The organism is Streptomyces sp. BPTC-684 (genome assembly GCF_030028635.1).
Classification (GTDB): domain Bacteria; phylum Actinomycetota; class Actinomycetes; order Streptomycetales; family Streptomycetaceae; genus Streptomyces; species Streptomyces noboritoensis.
In genome coordinates this window covers 3,759,397-3,775,593 of record NZ_CP124863.1, presented here as the reverse complement: position 1 = coordinate 3,775,593, position 16,197 = coordinate 3,759,397, and the positions used below count along the sequence as shown (strand labels likewise).

General features: G+C 73.4%; 13 protein-coding genes. 6 read left to right on the top strand and 7 right to left on the bottom strand.

Annotated elements, in window-relative coordinates; genetic code table 11:
• Positions 1-4: 4 nt before the first annotated feature.
• Positions 5-700 (bottom strand): aspartate/glutamate racemase family protein, encoded by a 696-nt coding sequence (locus QIY60_RS16765; RefSeq protein WP_283143178.1) that lies wholly within the window; start codon positions 698-700, stop codon positions 5-7.
• 55 nt (positions 701-755) lie between these two features.
• On the opposite strand from QIY60_RS16765, the gene QIY60_RS16760 reads away from it, so the two are divergent.
• Both QIY60_RS16760 and QIY60_RS16755 read left to right on the top strand, forming a co-directional pair.
• A complete protein-coding gene (locus QIY60_RS16760) occupies positions 756-1,361 on the top strand; it encodes an HD domain-containing protein (protein ID WP_283143177.1) in 606 nt (201 codons plus the stop codon).
• Between the two features lie 266 nt (positions 1,362-1,627).
• The gene (locus QIY60_RS16755; RefSeq protein WP_283143176.1) at positions 1,628-2,500 is read left to right on the top strand and encodes an NAD(P)H-binding protein; all 873 of its coding nucleotides are present in this window, start codon (positions 1,628-1,630) and stop codon (positions 2,498-2,500) included.
• Here QIY60_RS16755 and hutI read toward each other — a convergent pair.
• The 4 genes from hutI to hutU all read right to left on the bottom strand — a co-directional run bounded on the left by hutI (position 2,479) and on the right by hutU (position 8,396).
• Positions 2,479-3,645: an imidazolonepropionase gene (gene hutI, locus QIY60_RS16750; RefSeq protein ID WP_283143175.1), complete on the bottom strand. Its 1,167-nt coding sequence runs from the start codon at positions 3,643-3,645 to the stop codon at positions 2,479-2,481. The genes QIY60_RS16755 and hutI overlap by 22 nt on opposite strands.
• Positions 3,646-3,946: 301 nt before the next feature.
• On the bottom strand, positions 3,947-5,284 hold the full coding sequence (locus QIY60_RS16745) for a formimidoylglutamate deiminase (RefSeq protein ID WP_283143174.1): 1,338 nt from the start codon (positions 5,282-5,284) through the stop codon (positions 3,947-3,949).
• A complete protein-coding gene (locus QIY60_RS16740) occupies positions 5,275-6,465 on the bottom strand; it encodes an allantoate amidohydrolase (protein WP_283145971.1) in 1,191 nt (396 codons plus the stop codon). Before QIY60_RS16740 ends, QIY60_RS16745 begins: the two co-directional genes overlap by 10 nt.
• 269 nt (positions 6,466-6,734) lie before the next feature.
• Entirely contained in the window at positions 6,735-8,396 is a 1,662-nt protein-coding gene (hutU, locus tag QIY60_RS16735) for a urocanate hydratase (RefSeq protein ID WP_283143173.1), read from the bottom strand.
• A 152-nt stretch (positions 8,397-8,548) separates the two neighbouring features.
• Here hutU and QIY60_RS16730 point away from each other — a divergent pair, with 152 nt between their 5' ends.
• Positions 8,549-9,871, top strand: coding sequence for a diaminopimelate decarboxylase (locus tag QIY60_RS16730; RefSeq protein ID WP_283143172.1), 1,323 nt, complete (start codon positions 8,549-8,551; stop codon positions 9,869-9,871).
• 192 nt (positions 9,872-10,063) lie between these two features.
• On the opposite strand, the gene QIY60_RS16725 is transcribed toward QIY60_RS16730, so the two are convergent.
• Positions 10,064-10,903: a MurR/RpiR family transcriptional regulator gene (locus tag QIY60_RS16725; protein WP_283145970.1), complete on the bottom strand. Its 840-nt coding sequence runs from the start codon at positions 10,901-10,903 to the stop codon at positions 10,064-10,066.
• A 161-nt stretch (positions 10,904-11,064) separates the two neighbouring features.
• Between QIY60_RS16725 and QIY60_RS16720 the strand changes: the two genes are divergently transcribed.
• The gene (locus tag QIY60_RS16720; protein WP_283143171.1) at positions 11,065-11,481 is read left to right on the top strand and encodes a hypothetical protein; all 417 of its coding nucleotides are present in this window, start codon (positions 11,065-11,067) and stop codon (positions 11,479-11,481) included.
• Between the two features lie 317 nt (positions 11,482-11,798).
• On the opposite strand, the gene QIY60_RS16715 is transcribed toward QIY60_RS16720, so the two are convergent.
• Complete coding sequence (locus QIY60_RS16715) at positions 11,799-12,791, bottom strand: SGNH/GDSL hydrolase family protein (RefSeq protein WP_283145969.1); 993 nt, start codon at positions 12,789-12,791, stop codon at positions 11,799-11,801.
• 188 nt (positions 12,792-12,979) lie between these two features.
• Between QIY60_RS16715 and QIY60_RS16710 the strand changes: the two genes are divergently transcribed.
• Positions 12,980-14,356, top strand: a complete 1,377-nt coding sequence (locus QIY60_RS16710; protein WP_283143170.1) for a cystathionine beta-synthase — start codon at positions 12,980-12,982, stop codon at positions 14,354-14,356.
• A gap of 424 nt (positions 14,357-14,780) precedes the next feature.
• Entirely contained in the window at positions 14,781-16,001 is a 1,221-nt protein-coding gene (locus QIY60_RS16705; protein WP_101388636.1) for an acetyl-CoA C-acetyltransferase, read from the top strand.
• The last annotated feature ends 196 nt before the right edge of the window (positions 16,002-16,197 follow it).

Below are 16,197 nucleotides of genomic sequence, written 5' to 3'. Positions count from 1 at the left end.
CGCCCTAGTCGGCGAGTGCGGCGGTGACGGCGGCCTCGGCGTGGAGGCGGGTGGTGGGGAACACCGGTACGGGGCTGTGTTCCTGACGGATCAACAGCTCGATCTCGGTGCAGCCGAGGATGACTCCTTCGGCGCCGCCTTCTTCGACGAGCCGGGCGATGACGTCCTGGTAGGCGACCCGGGACTCGTCCCGCACCACGCCCAGGCACAACTCCTCGTAGATGACGCGGTGGACGAGGGCGCGGTCGTCGGCGTCCGGGATGATGACGTCGAGCCCGTGCGCACGCAGCCGGTCCCGGTAGAAGTCCTGCTCCATGGTGAAGGCGGTGCCGAGGAGGCCGACGCGCCGGATGCCCCGGGCCCGTACGGCCTCGGCGGTCGCGTCGCCCAGGTGCAGCAGCGGAACGGAGACGGCGGCGGCGACCTGGTCGGCCACCTTGTGCATGGTGTTGGTGCAGATGAGCACGAGGTCGGCTCCGGCCGCCTCCAGCCCCTTGGCGGCCGCCGCCAGGACGTCACCGGCGCGCTCCCACTCCCCGGCGCGCTGGAACTCCTCGATCTCGGCGAAGTCGACGGAGTGCAGGACGCAGCGGGCGGAGTGCAGTCCGCCGAGCCGCTCGCGTACGAGCTCGTTGAGGAGCCGGTAGTACTCCGCGCTGGACTCCCAGCTCATTCCGCCGATCAGGCCGATGGTCTTCATCCGGCCACTCTAGGCTGGGGATGATCACTTGACTCGACGAAGGGTGGGGACGCGGATGTTGACCGAGGTCGCGGGGATCAAGGTGCCCGAGGGGCATGCGGCGGAGGCGGCGCGGCTGGTCTGCGCGGAGTACGCGGACGAGGCGCTGTACCACCACTCGGTGCGGGCGTACTTCTTCGGCGCGGCGTGGGCCGAGGAGCGGGGCCTCGACTACGACCGCGAGCTGTTCTTCGTCTCCGCGCTCCTGCACGACCTTTCCCTCATGCCGCCCTTCGACAGCCACACCCTGCCCTTCGAGGAGGCGGGCGGCCATCTGGCCCGCGTCTTCACGGCGGGCCTCGGCTGGCCCACCGCGCGCCGCGACCGGGCGGCCGAGCTGATCGTCCTGCACATGCGGGACGACGTGTCACCGGAGGTGGACGTGGAGAGCCGGCTGCTGCAGGTGGGGACGAGTGCGGATGTGTCGGGGACGGGGTTGGAGGCGTTCTCCCCTGCCTTCCAGGCGGAGCTGGTGGGCGCGTACCCGCGGCTGGGCTTCGCGTCCAAGTTCGTGGACTTGTTCCGCGACCAGGCCCGGCGGAAGCCGGGGTGTGCGGCGGGGGAGCTGGTTGCCGGGGGCTGGGAGCCCCGGGCCCTGGGGAACGGCCTGGACCGGACGTAGCCGTCGCCCCGCCTCCCTCTCCCCCGCGGCTGTGGGCATGCGTGCCGCTAGGGGCGGCACGGGTGGGCACAGCGGCGACCCGCGTGCGCGGGTGAGCACTCCCTCCCCCCCCCGACCCGGCGCTGCGGGAACGGGGCTGGGGCCGGGCGGGTTGCAGTTGGCCGCTGTGCCCACCCTCCCCCAAGCTCTTAAGGAGCAGGGGGGACCCCCAGCCCTGCGCGGCACGATTGCCCACAGCTGCTAGGTAGTGGACCCCAGGAGGCCCCATGTCCCACCCCGTCATCGCCGTAACCGGCGCCAGTGGAGCCATCGGTGGGCGCGTCGCCCGGCGGCTGGCGGAGAAGGGGGGCGCGACCCGGCTGATTGGGCGCAGGCCCGAGCGGTTGCCCGACCTGCCCGGGGCCGTCAAGGCTCCGGCCGCCGCCTTCGGGGACGGGGGCGCCATGCGGGACGCGCTCGCCGGGGCCGGGGCCATGTTGATGGTGTCGGCGCATGAGAGCCCCGGCCGCGTACAGGAGCACACCACCGCCGTGGACGCCGCCGTCGCCGCCGGCGTGCGCCGCATCGTGTACGTGTCGTTCCTCGGCGCCGCCCCCGACGCCGCGTTCACCTTCGCGCGCGACCACTGGCACACCGAGCAGTACATCCGGGGCACGGGCCTGGCGTACACGTTCCTGCGGGACAGCCTCTATCTGTCCGGGCTCGCCGCGATGGCGGGCCAGGACGGGGTGATCCGGGGCCCCGCCGGGGACGGCCGGGTCTCGGGCGTGGCGCACGACGACATCGCGGACGTGGCGACCGCCGTACTCCTGGAGGAAGAGGAGCACTACGGCGTCACTTACGACGTCACCGGGCCCGCGGCCCTCACGCTCGCCGACGTGGCCGCGGAGCTGAGCCGCGTCGCGGGCCGTGAGATCACCTATCTGCCGGAGACCCGGGAGGAGGCCTTCGCCTCACGGGCCGGGTACGGCGCCGAGGAGTGGGAGGTCACCGGCTGGGTGAGCTCGTACGAGGCGATCGCCGCCGGGGAGATGGCGACGGTCGCGGACACCGTGCCCCGGCTGGCGGGGCACGGCGCGCAGTCGTTCGCCGAGTACCTGGACGCCCACCCCAGGGCCTACCGGCACTTGATGCCCTGACGCCAGACGTCGCTGATCAGCGGCACACCGGGCCGGTAGGCGAGGTGGACGTGGCTCGGGGCGTCGAGCAGCGCGAGGTCGGCGCGGGCGCCGGGCGCGATCCGCCCGACGTCGGTGCGCCGCAGCGCGGCGGCGCCGCCGGCGGTGGCGGCCCAGACGGCCTCGTCGGGGGTCATCTTCATGTCCCGTACGGCGAGCGCGACGCAGAACGGCATCGAGGACGTGAACGAGGACCCCGGGTTGCAGTCCGTGGACAGCGCGACCGTCACGCCCGCGTCGAGCAGCCGCCGGGCGTCGGGCCACTGCGCGCGCGTGGAGAACTCGGCGCCGGGGAGCAGCGTGGCGACGGTGGAGCCGCTCGCGAGCGCGTCGACGTCGGCGTCGGTGAGGTGGGTGCAGTGGTCGGCGCTGGCCGCGTCGAGCTCGACGGCGAGCTGGACGCCGGGGCCGTACGAGAGCTGGTTGGCGTGGACGCGCGGGGTGAGGCCCTTCGCCTTGCCCGCGAGGAGGATCGCCCGGGCCTGGTCCCCGTCGAACGCCCCCTTCTCGCAGAAGACGTCGACCCAACGGGCGTACGGGGCGCAGGCGTCGAGCATCTCGCCGGTGACGAGCGCGACGTAGCCGGCGGGGTCCTCTGCGTACTCCGGGGCCACGATGTGCGCCCCGAGATACGTCACCTCGTCCGTGTGCTCGGCCGCGATGCGCAGGGCGCGGGCCTCGTCCTCGACGGTGAGGCCGTACCCGGACTTGGTCTCGAAGGTCGTCGTCCCCTGGCGCAGGGCCTCGCCGATGTACCGGGCGACGTTCGCGCCCAGCTCGGCGTCGGTGGCGGCGCGGGTGGCGGCGACGGTGGTCCGGATCCCGCCCGCCTTGTACGCCTGCCCCGACATCCGGGCGTTGAACTCCTGGGTGCGGTCGCCGGCGAAGACGAGGTGGGAGTGGGAGTCGACGAAGCCGGGGATCGCGGCGCGGGCCTTCGCGTCGTGGGTGGTGTCGGCGGCGGGGGCGTCTTTGCTCCGCCCCACCCAGGCGATGGTGTCGTTCTCGATCACGACTGCGGCGTCTTCGATGAGGCCGAGGGGGGTGGGGCCGAGGGTGGGGTCGTTGGTGACGAGGGTGGAGATGTTGGTGACGAGGGTGGTCACGGGTGCTGGCTCCTGTCGGTGGTCGGCCTTTTCTGATTCCCCACCCCGCCCCTTCCCGGCTGTGACATTTGCGGCTCCGCCGCGTGGCCTGGGCGGGCGGGGGCTGCGCCCCTGGGTCCGGTGTTCGTCTGCGGGCCGGTGGGGGTTGGTCGCGCAGTTCCCCGCGCCCCTAAAGGCGCCCCTGCGGGGCGATCCCGGCGGCCCCACCCCCCCCCCAGGGGCGCGGGGAACTGCGCGACCAGCCACGCACGGTCCGCAGACGAACGAGGCCGGGGTCCGGGGGGGCATAGCCCCCCGGGGGCTAATCCCGTAGGGACGCGATCGCCTCCCGCAGGGTCGCCCCCACGTCCGGGACCGTCGCATGCACCCCGTTCCGCACCACCTCACGCCCGGCCACCACCACATGCCGTACATCCGCCGCCGACGCCGCGAACACCGCCGTCTCTGCGGCGAGGCGGGGCGGCGGACCCGCCGTGCGGACCGACGCGAGGTCCAGCGTCGCCAGGTCGGCGAGGGCGCCCGGCGCGATACGGCCCGCGTCGGCCCAGCCCAGCGACGCGTGGCCGTCGGCGGACGCCGCACGCAGCAGCGAAGCCGCCGTCCAGTGCCCCCGCGTCCGCGTACGGAGCCGCTCGTTCAGCTCCATCGCCCGCGCCTCCTCCAGGAGGTCGATCACCGCGTGGCTGTCGCTGCCAAGCGAGAGCGGGGATCCGGCGCGCTGGAGGGCCACCGCCGGGCCGATGCCGTCCGCCAGGTCCCGCTCCGTCGTCGGGCACATGCACGTGCCCGTCCCCGACCCGCCGAGCAGCGCGATGTCCTCGTCGGTGAGGTGCGTGTTGTGGACGCCCGTCGTACGCGCGCCCAGCACCCCGTGGTCCGCGAGCAGCCGCGTCGGCGTGCGGCCGTGCGCGGCCAGGCACGCCTCGTTCTCGGCGATCTGCTCGGAGAGGTGGACGTGGAGCGGCGCCTCCCGCTCCTCGGCCCACGCCGCGACCGTACGCAACTGGTCCGCCGGAACGGCCCGTACGGAGTGGATCGCCGCTCCGATCCGTACCCCTTCGCGCGGCTTCAGCAGCGCCGCCCGCTCGGCCCACGCCTGCGCCGTGCCGTCGGAGAACCGCAGCTGGTGCGTGTTCGGCGGCTCGCCGAAGCCGGAGGACAGATACGCCGTGTCGAGCAGCGTGATCCGGATCCCGGCGTCCTGAGCCGCCGCGATCAGCGCCTCGCCCATCGCGTTCGGGTCGGCGTACCGCGTGCCGCCCGGCGCGTGGTGGAGGTAGTGGAACTCGCCCACCGCCGTGACCCCGGCCAGCGCCATCTCCGCGTACACGGCCCGCGCCAGCGCGTAGTACGACTCGGGCGTGAGCCGCGCAGCGACCGCGTACATCGTCTCGCGCCAGGTCCAGAACGTGCCCGAGCCGACCTGGACCGTGCCGCGCAGGGCCCGGTGGAAAGCGTGCGAGTGGGCGTTGGCCAGGCCCGGCAGCGTGAGGCCGCGCAGGGCGACGGCGCCGGGGGGCGGCGCCCCGACTCCCTTGCGTACGGCGGAGATCCGCCCGTCCGCCACCTCCACCAGCACGCCCGGCTCGACCACCGGGTCGAGCCAGGCGTGCTCCAGCCAGTACGACGTCACCTGCACGCCAGGCCCTCCAGAACGTCGGCGAGTGCGAGCACCCCGGCCACGCAGTCGTCCTCGCCGGCGAACTCGGCCGGGGAGTGGGAGACGCCGGTGGGGTTGCGTACGAACAGCATGGCGGTCGGGACCGTCCCGGAGAGGATCCCGGCGTCGTGTCCGGCGCCGGTGCCGAGGACGGGGGTGTGCCCGCCGAGGATCTTCGCCAGCTCGTCGCGCAGGGCGTGCCCGAACTCGACGACGGGCGTGAACGACTCCCGTACGACGGTGAGGTCCACGCCGTCCCGCTCGGCGCGGTCCTTCGCGGCCCGCTCGATCGCCGTGACGACGGTGTCGAGGGTCGCCTGGTCGGCGGCGCGCGAGTCCAGCCAGCCGCGCACCAGCGACGGGATGGCGTTGACGCCGTTCGGCTCGCAGGAGATCTTGCCGAAGGTGGCGACCGCGCCCGCGAGTTCGGCCTCGCGGCGGGCGGCGAGGACCGTCTCGGCGTACGTGAGCATCGGGTCGCGCCGGTCCACCAGGCGGGTGGTGCCCGCGTGGTTGGCCTCCCCGGCGAAGTCGAACCGCCAGCGGCCGTGCGGCCAGATGGCCGAGGCGATGCCGACGGCGTCGCCGCTGAGGTCGAGGGCGCGGCCCTGTTCCACGTGCAGCTCGACGAACGCGCCGATGCGGGCGAGGCGTTCGGGGTCGGGGCCGATGGCGTCCGGGTCGTACCCGGCCGCCTCCATGGCCTTCGGGAGGCTGATCCCGTCGCCGTCGCGCAGCCGGTGCGCGGCCTCGACGGTCAGCTGCCCGGCGGCGAGGCGCGACCCGACGCAGGCGAGGCCGAAGCGGGCGCCCTCCTCGTCGCCGAAGTTGACGATGGCGAGCGGGCGGGTGAGGACGGCGCCGCGGCGGCGGAGTTCGTCGAGGGCGGCGAAGGACGACACGACGCCGAGGGGGCCGTCGAAGGCGCCGCCGTCGGGTACGGAGTCCAGGTGCGAACCGGTGACGACGGCGTCCCCGGCGCGCGGGTCGCCGTCCCAGGCCCACTGGTTCCCGTTCCGGTCCAGCTCGTAGGTCAGTCCTCGGGCCTCTGCCTGCGCCCGGAACCACTCCCGGCACTCGGAGTCGGCGCCGGTCCAGGCGAACCGTCGATACCCCTTGGACTCGGCGTCCCGCCCGATGGGGGCGAGCTGCCGCCACATCTCGTGGAACGAGGGAGGACCCCCCACCCCGCCCCTTCCCGAAAGCCCTGGCCGGGCGGCAACAACGGGGGCTTCGCCCCCGGCCCCCGTTCGGCTGCGGACCGTCTGTGGCTGGTCGCGCAGTTCCCCGCGCCCCTGGGGGGCGCCGCTATGGAGGTGCCGTGCCCCTTCAGGGGCGCGGGGAACTGCGCGACCAGCCCCCACCGGCGTGGACCCGACCGACGACCCGGGGCCGGACCCCGTACCGCCCGGGCCCGACGGGGTGCCCGTCACGCGTCACCTTCCCGCATGGGAACCCGCACACCGCGCTCACCCGCGACCGACTCCGCAATGTCGTAACCCGCATCCACGTGCCGGATCACACCCATCCCCGGGTCGTTCGTCAGGACGCGCCGGATCTTCTCGCCCGCCAGCGCCGTCCCGTCCGCCACCGTCACCTGGCCCGCGTGGATGGAGCGGCCCATGCCGACGCCGCCGCCGTGGTGCAGGGAGACCCAGGACGCGCCGGAGGCGACGTTGACCATGGCGTTCAGGAGCGGCCAGTCCGCGATCGCGTCCGAGCCGTCGAGCATCGCCTCGGTCTCGCGGTACGGGGACGCCACCGAGCCGCAGTCGAGGTGGTCGCGGCCGATGGCCAGCGGCGCGGCCAGCTCGCCCGACGCCACCATGTCGTTGAAGCGCTCGCCCGCCTTGTCGCGCTCGCCGTAGCCGAGCCAGCAGATGCGCGCGGGCAGGCCCTGGAAGTGGACGCGCTCGCCCGCCATCTTGATCCAGCGGTGCAGGGACTCGTTCTCCGGGAACAGGTCCAGGATCGCCTTGTCCGTCTTGGCGATGTCGGAGGCCTCGCCGGACAGCGCGGCCCACCGGAAGGGGCCCTTGCCCTCGCAGAAGAGCGGGCGGATGTACGCGGGGACGAAGCCGGGGAACGCGAACGCCCGGTCGTACCCGGCCAGCTGGGCCTCGCCGCGGATCGAGTTGCCGTAGTCGAAGACCTCGGCGCCCGCGTCCATGAAGCCGACCATCGCCTCGACGTGCTTGGCCATGGACTCACGGGCGCGGGTGGTGAAGCCCGCCGGGTCCTTCGCCGCGTACGAGGCCATGTCGTCGAAGTCGACGCCGACCGGCAGGTACGCCAGCGGGTCGTGCGCCGACGTCTGGTCGGTCACGATGTCGATGGGGGCGCCCTCGGCCAGCATCTGCGGCAGCAACTCCGCCGCGTTGCCGAGCAGGCCGATGGAGAGCGGGCGACGGGCGTCGCGCGCCTCGACCGCCAGCTCAAGGGCGTGCCGCAGGTTGTCGGCCTTCACGTCCAGGTAGCGGTGCTCGATGCGGCGCTCGATGGCGCGCGGGTCCACGTCGATGCAGATCGCGACGCCGTCGTTCATCGTCACGGCCAGCGGCTGCGCGCCGCCCATGCCGCCGAGCCCGGCGGTCAGCGTGATCGTCCCGGCCAGGGTGCCGTTGAACTTCTTCGCCGCCACGGCCGAGAAGGTCTCGTAGGTGCCCTGGAGGATGCCCTGGGTGCCGATGTAGATCCACGAACCGGCCGTCATCTGGCCGTACATGGTGAGGCCGAGGGCCTCCAGGCGGCGGAACTCCTCCCAGTTCGCCCAGTCGCCCACCAGGTTGGAGTTGGCGATCAGGACGCGGGGGGCCCACTCGTGGGTCTGCATCACGCCGACCGGGCGGCCGGACTGGACGAGCATCGTCTCGTCCTGCTTGAGGGTCCTGAGCGTGCGCACCATCGCGTCGAACGAGCGCCAGTCGCGCGCGGCCTTGCCGGTGCCGCCGTAGACGACGAGCTTGTCGGGGTGCTCGGCGACCTCGGGGTCGAGGTTGTTCTGGAGCATCCGGAGGGCGGCTTCCTGCTGCCATCCCAGGGCGCTCAGTTCCGTACCGCGCGGTGCCCGTACGGGGCGGGGTCCTGACATGGCGAGGCCTCCTCACGACGTGACTCAGATATTCACATCCTGGCTGTCTGAATAGAACTAGTCAATAGACCGGGTGGGGGGAGGCGGCGGACGAGGTGCGGAATCGGGCCGTATTCCTGCGCCGCCGCACCGCCGGTGCTTGGCTTGATCCCATGACCGACACACCGGCGGCGGCGCGCCGCGAGCAGGCCGTGCGGGCGGCCGTGGAGCAGGGGCTCGTCGGTCCGGACGCCCCGCTCGCCGCCCTCCTCGACGTCACCGGCATCCGGCTCGGCGCGGCCGCGCTGACCTCGGCCTTCGCGGCCGTGACCGACGCGCCCGTGCTGCACGCCTTCGCCGTCAAGGCGTGCCCGCTGGTGCCCGTGCTGCGGCTGCTGGCGACCGAGGGGCTCGGCGCGGAGGTCGCCAGCCCCGGCGAGCTGGCGCTGGCCCGCGCCGCCGGGATCGGGCCCGGCAGCACCGTCCTGGACTCCCCCGCCAAGACCCCCGCCGAGCTGCGCGAGGCCCTCGCCCTGGGCATCGCCGTCAACGCCGACAACCCTCAGGAGCTGGCCCGGCTCGACGCGCTGGTCGCCTCCGCCGCGACCGCCTCGCCGCTGGGCCTGCGGGTCAACCCGCAGCTGGGCGCGGGGTCCATCGGCGCGCTCTCGACGGCGACGCGGACCTCGAAGTTCGGGGTGGGGCTGCGGGACGAGGGGGTGCGGGAGTGGGTCGTGGAGGCGTACGCGGCCCGCCCCTGGCTCACCCGGCTGCACACCCACGCGGGCTCCCAGGGCGTGCCGCTCGCGCTGATGGCGGAGGGCGTGCGGGCCGCGTACGAGCTGGCCGAGGAGGTCAACGCGCGGGTGGGCCGCCGCCAGATCGACACGGTCGACCTCGGCGGCGGGCTGCCGGTGAACTTCGCCTCGGACGAGGAGAGCCCGACGTACGAGGAGTACGCGCGGCTGCTGCGCGCCCGGGTCCCCGGCCTCTTCGACGGCTCGTACGCGCTGGTGACCGAGTTCGGCCGCTCGCTGCTCGCCAAGCACGGGACGGTGCTGGCGCGGGTGGAGTACGCGAAGACGTCCGGCGGGCGGCCCATCGCGGTCACCCACGCGGGCGTCCAGATCGCCGCCCGTACGGTGTACGCGCCCGCCTCCTGGCCGCTGCGGATCGCCGCGTACGGCCCGAAGGGCCGCCCCAAGTCCGGCCCGCACGTCCTCCAGGACGTGGCCGGTCCGGCCTGCTTCGCGGGCGACCTGCTGGCGGAGGCGCGGCTGCTGCCGCGGCTGGAGCAGGGGGATTACGCGGCGGTGCTGGACACCGGGGCGTACTGCTTCGCCCACCACTACGCGTACAACAGCCTCGCCAGGCCGGGTGTCTACGGCTTCACCTCGTCGGCGTCCGGCGTCCGCTTCGCGGTGGTCCGTGAGCCGCAGACACTGACGGAGATCGTGGCGGAGTCGGGAGGCGCGGCCCCGGACGCGCTGCTCTAGCGAGCGGGCCGGTGGGGGCGGTTGTCTGTCCGCGGGCCGGTGGGGGCCGGCCGCGCAGTTCCCCGCGCCCCTAAAGGACTGTGGCTGAGCTGACTTCTCCGGCTGCGGCGGACTGCCTAAGGGGCGCGGGGAACTGCGCGACCAGCCACCCACCGGCCCGCAGACAAACACCGGGCCAAAAAGGGGCGCGGCCTACTCCACGAACAAGCCGCGCCCCGCGGCCCCCGCGTCGAACGACTCCAGCCACGCCTGCGCGTCCGGCAGGCTGTCGCACATCGCCTCCAGCAGGACGCGGCCGAGCAGCATCGGCGCGCAGGCCGTGTCGAAGGCGAGGCCGGTGCCGACGGCCGCCGGGATCAGCAGGTCACTGTGGCGCGCCACCGGCGCGAACGCGGAGTCGGCGACCGTGACGACGGCGAGGCCCTTGGCGCGCGCGTACGCCAGCGCGTCCACCACCTCCCGAGGATGCCGCGGCAGCGCGAAGCACAGCAGCGCCGACGCCCCCGCCCGGTGCGCCGCGTCGATGCGGTCCACCAGCATCGAGCCGCCCTCGTCGAGCAGCCGTACGTCGGGGTGGACCTTGGCCGCGAAGTAGGCGAAGCCGCGCGCCTGGGAGGAGGCCGCGCGCAGGCCGAGCACCGGGAGCGGCCGGGAGGCGGCGAGCAGCCGTCCGGCCTCCTCGACCGGCGCCGGGTCCGCGAGCAGGCCCGCCAGATGGCGCAGGTTCTCGATCTCGGCCCGGACCGCCTGCTGGTACTCGTTGTACTCGTCCTCGCCCTCCTCGGGCGCGGCGGCGGGCACCACCTCGCGCAGATGGCGGCGGAGCGCCGGGTACCCGTCGAAGCCGAGCGCGACCGCGAAGCGCGTCACCGACGGCTGGCTCACCCCGGCCAGCTCGGCCAGCTCCACGCTGGACAGGAACGGCACGTCGGCGGCCCTGCGCACCATGGAGTGGGCGATCCGCCGCTGGGTCGGCGTCAGCCGGCGCCCCTCGAAGAGCTGCTGCAGCCGCGCGGCAGGCCCGTCGCTCATGCCGTCCCCCTTCGTCACGCCCGTCATGCCCGTCACGTCCGTCACGCCCGGAACTCCAAGATATTCAGTCGCCCAGCACTCTGCATGACCATATGCAGACGGGCAAGTACGGGGGCTATCCCCACTGTGCCCGCGCCGCCCGCTCCGTACCGTGGGGAAGCATGGAAGCCCGCGACGCCGACCTGAGAAAAGAACTCGACGCCACCCTGCACGCCCGCAGGGAGCTCGGCGAGGAGTACGAGCCCGCGCTCGTCGACTCGTTCCTGGAGAAGGTGGAGCAGCGCCTGGACCCGGCGATCGACCGCCGGGTGCGGCGCCAGCTCGCCGAGCAGCAGATGGTGGTGGCCCGCGGCGGCCGCCCGTCCGGCCAGAGCCCCGACATGGGCTTCGCCGAGCGCTTCGGGTTCGGCATGATCTCGCTGGTCCTCGCCATCCCGCTGTCCGCGATCGGCGCCGTGAACGCGGGGCTGAGCGGCCTCTTCGTCACCTGGCTGGGCATCTTCGGCGTGAACGCCGTGCACGCCGCCCGCCCGTGGCCGTGGCCGCGCCGCCACCGCGGTGACGGCGACACCGACTAGCGCCTGAGGAAGGTGAGCGCGGGGACCGCCGCACCCCCGGTCGCCCGGGGGGCGGGACGACGGCGGTCCCCGCGCGGGACACGGTCCCGGGTCAGGGCCGGTCGCCGCGTCCTGGGCGTCGGGAGGTCCGGGAGCCGCTCCGGAGGTCCTTGACGCCGCTGGTGGTGCCGGCCGGGTCTCCCCCGCCGACATCCACCACTGTGCCGCAGTCGTGTTAAGCGGGTGCTGCGCGGACATGTCGCGCTCGTACCATTTCCGCGACCAACGCGACGGACCGTCAACTGACGCGGGGAGTACGGCGGTCAGGCGTACGGACGTCAGGGATGGGCCGGGTGCGCCGGGTGCGCGGTGGACGGCTCGGTCGCGGTCAGCCGCCGCCGACGGCGGTGCTTGAGCAGTGCCCAGGGCGCGCGGGCCCCGCTGACCTCGGTGCCGGGCTCCGCGGCCGCCTCGGCCGCCGCCTTGGCGACCGGCAGGATGTCCTCGTCGCGGTCCGCGTCGAGCCGGTCGGCGTCCGGCCACAGCCCGAGCGAGGCGCAGAGCGTGGGAAGGACGGCCATCGCGGCCGTCGCGTACCCCTCGGCCGACGGGTGGTAGTTGTCCGGCCCGAACAGCTCGCGCGGGTTCGCCTCGAACTCGGGGCCGAGCAGATGGCCCAGCGAGACCGTCCGCCCGCCCTGCTCGACCACCACGATCGTCTGCGCGGCCGCGAGCTGGCGCGAGACCCGCCGGGCCAGCCAGCGCAGCGGCTGGTAGACCGGCTCGACCGAGCCGAGGTCGGGGCAGGTGCCGACGACCACCTCGGCGCCCGCCGTGCGCAGCCGCCGCACCGCACCCGCCAGATGGCGCACCGAGGTGGTGGGCGGCATCCGGTGGGTGACGTCGTTCGCGCCGATCATGATCACGCAGACGTCGGGGATCCGGGCCGGGTCCGCCAGCATCAGCGAGACCTGGCGGTCCAGGTCGTCCGACTGGGCGCCCGGCTGCGCCACGTTCCGCAGCGTGACCATCTGCTCGGCCACCGCCGCGAGCCCCGAGGCGAGCAGCGCGCCCGGGGTCTGCCCGGCCCGCCGCACGCCCTGCCCGGCGGCCGTGGAGTCGCCCAGGATGCCCATCCGCAGCGGGGGCGTGCCGTTGGCGAAGGCCACCCCGTACAGTCCGTCGGCGCTCGGCGGGTGCGGTGCGGTGGCGCCGCCCACCGACCGCTTGGCCAGCGCCGCCTCCGCGAGCAGCACGCCGACGGCGGCCGTGGCGAGCAGCCCGATCCCGCCCCCGCCGAACGCCGCGCCCGCCGCGATCCGGCGGGCCACCCTCGCCCTCGAACCGGCCGACACTCCGGCCGACACGGTCGACACACTCCCAGCCACCGCCACCTCCTTGGAGCCGTACATCAGCTACCTGCCCGGTGACAGGTGTCGCTCAATCCCGCCACGAGGTGAACGGGCGCTCGCTCTGCGCATACGCTGGCGGCACCATCACGGAGACCCCGGAGACAACGGTGCAATTCCACGACTCGATGATCAGCCTCGTCGGCAATACCCCGCTGGTGAAGCTCAACAGTGTGACCGCGGGCATCCAGGCGACCGTCCTGGCCAAGGTCGAGTACTTCAACCCGGGCGGCTCGGTCAAGGACCGGATCGCCGTGCGCATGATCGAAGCGGCGGAGCAGAGCGGCGCGCTCAAGCCGGGCGGCACGATCGTGGAGCCCACCTCGGGCAACACGGGTGTCGGTCTCGCCATCGTGGCCCAGCAGAAGGGCTACAAGTGCATCTTCGTCTGCCCGGACAAGGTGTCGCTCGACAAGATCAACGTCCTGCGCGCGTACGGGGCCGAGGTCGTCGTCTGCCCGACGGCGGTCGACCCGGAGCACCCGGACTCGTACTACAACGTCTCGGACCGCCTGGTGCGCGAGACGCCCGGCGCCTGGAAGCCGGACCAGTACAGCAACCCGAACAACCCCCGCTCGCACTACGAGACCACCGGTCCCGAGCTGTGGGAGCAGACCGACGGGAAGATCACGCACTTCGTGGCGGGCGTCGGCACCGGCGGCACGATCTCCGGCACCGGCAAGTACCTCAAGGAGGTCTCCGGCGGCTCCGTGCGGGTCGTCGGCGCGGACCCCGAGGGCTCGGTCTACAGCGGCGGCTCCGGCCGTCCGTACCTGGTCGAGGGCGTGGGCGAGGACTTCTGGCCGACGGCGTACGACCGTGAGGTCACGGACGAGATCGTCGCGGTCTCGGACAAGGACTCGTTCCAGATGACCCGCCGCCTCGCCAAGGAGGAGGGCCTGCTCGTGGGCGGCTCCTGCGGCATGGCGGTCGTGGCGGCGCTGCGGGTGGCCGAGGGCCTGGGCCCGGACGACGTGGTCGTCGTCCTCCTGCCCGACTCCGGCCGCGGCTACCTCTCCAAGATCTTCTCGGACGAGTGGATGGCCGGGCACGGCTTCCTGGAGGAGGCGGGCCCGTCCGCCCGCATCGGCGACGTCCTCGCCGACAAGGAGGGCGCGATGCCCTCGCTCGTCCACATGCACCCCGAGGAGACGGTCGGGGAGGCGATCGAGGTGCTGCGCGAGTACGGCGTCTCGCAGATGCCGATCGTCAAGCCCGGCGCGGGCCACCCCGACGTGATGGCCGCGGAGGTCATCGGCTCGGTGGTGGAGAAGGAGCTCCTGGCGGCCCTGTTCGCCCAGCGCGCCTCGCTCTCCGACCCGCTGGAGAAGCACATGAGCCCGCCCCTGCCGCAGGTCGGCTCGGGCGAGCCGGTCTCGGAGCTGATGTCGGTCCTGGGCGAGGCGGACGCGGCGATCGTCCTGGTCGAGGGCAAGCCGACGGGCGTGGTGAGCCGCCAGGACCTGCTGGCGTTCCTGGCGAAGTAGTTTCACCGGGCCGGGGGGCCAGCCCGGCCTTTGTCTGCAGACCGGTGGCGGGCTGGTCGCGCAGTTCCCCGCGCCCCTAAAAATGCCGCTGCGCGGCATCTGAGGGGCGGCCCAGAGGGCCGCTTCCAGGGGCGCGGGGAACTGCGCGAGCAACCACAGACGGTCCGCGGACGAACGCAGCGGGGTGCAGCGGCCTCAGGCCCCGCAACGGGGTCCGGGGGCGCAGCCCCCGGGAGAGCCGCCTTCCCCCCACCCACCCCCGGAGGGTTTAGGGAAGGGGCGGGGTGGGGGCTGAGCGCCCGCTTAGAAAAGAGGCCCGCATCACACGCGCCCCCCGATGACCAACTCCGTACGTACGGGTAACTTCCCAGAGAGTCCCCGAGGTCTCGAAGAAGCCCGCCCCGCCGCCCCCATGGAGCCCGTGATGCCCGAAGCCGTGATCGTTTCGACTGCTCGTTCCCCCATCGGCCGCGCCTTCAAGGGCTCGCTGAAGGATCTGCGGCCGGACGACCTCACCGCCACCATCATCCAGGCCGCGCTCGCCAAGATCCCCGAGCTCGACCCGCGCGACATCGACGACCTGATGCTCGGCTGCGGCCTCCCCGGCGGCGAGCAGGGCCACAACCTGGGCCGCATCGTGGCCGTGCAGATGGGCATGGACCACCTGCCGGGCTGCACGATCACCCGCTACTGCTCCTCCTCGCTCCAGACCTCCCGCATGGCGCTGCACGCCATCAAGGCGGGCGAGGGCGACGTCTTCATCTCGGCCGGCGTCGAGATGGTGTCCCGCAGCGTGAAGGGGTCGAGCGACGGCCTCCCGGACACCCACAACCCGTTCTTCGCCGAGGCCGAGGCCCGTACCGCCGAGGTCGCCCAGAGCGAGGGCGCCTCCTGGCACGACCCGCGCGAGGACGGCCTGGTCCCCGACGCGTACATCGCGATGGGCCAGACCGCCGAGAACCTGGCGCGCGCGAAGGGCGTCACGCGCGCGGACATGGACGAGTTCGGCGTACGGTCGCAGAACCTCGCCGAGGAAGCCATCAAGAACGGCTTCTGGGAGCGCGAGATCACCCCGGTGACGACCCCGGACGGCACGGTCGTCTCGAAGGACGACGGCCCGCGCGCCGGCGTCACCGTGGAGGGCGTCCAGGGCCTCAAGCCCGTCTTCCGCCCCGACGGCCTGGTCACCGCCGGCAACTGCTGCCCGCTGAACGACGGCGCCGCCGCGCTGGTCATCATGAGCGACACCAAGGCGCGCGAGCTGGGTCTGACCCCCCTCGCCCGGATCGTCTCGACCGGTGTCACCGGCCTCTCCCCCGAGATCATGGGCCTCGGCCCGGTGGAGGCGTCGAAGCAGGCCCTCAAGCGCGCGGGCCTGACCGTCGGCGACATCGACCTGTTCGAGATCAACGAGGCGTTCGCCGCCCAGGTGATCCCGAGCTACCGCGACCTGGAGATCCCGCTCGACAAGCTGAACGTCAACGGCGGCGCCATCGCCGTCGGCCACCCCTTCGGCATGACCGGCGCCCGCATCACCGGCACGCTGATCAACTCCCTCCAGTTCCACGACAAGCAGTTCGGCCTGGAGACGATGTGCGTGGGCGGCGGCCAGGGCATGGCCATGGTCATCGAGCGCCTTAGCTGACGAAGCCCTACGCTGCGACGGGGGCGCTTCGCGGTGCCCAGGCGGGGTGACGCCTTTCAGCACCGCCTCAACCCCGCCGCGTCCGGTTCGTGACCGAATCTCCCCCAGGATGTGACGTACGTCCCGGGGGAGAGGCATTCCCGCAGGTCACACAGGTCACGGGGTTAAACCCCAGGCACAAAGACCTGTCCAATTC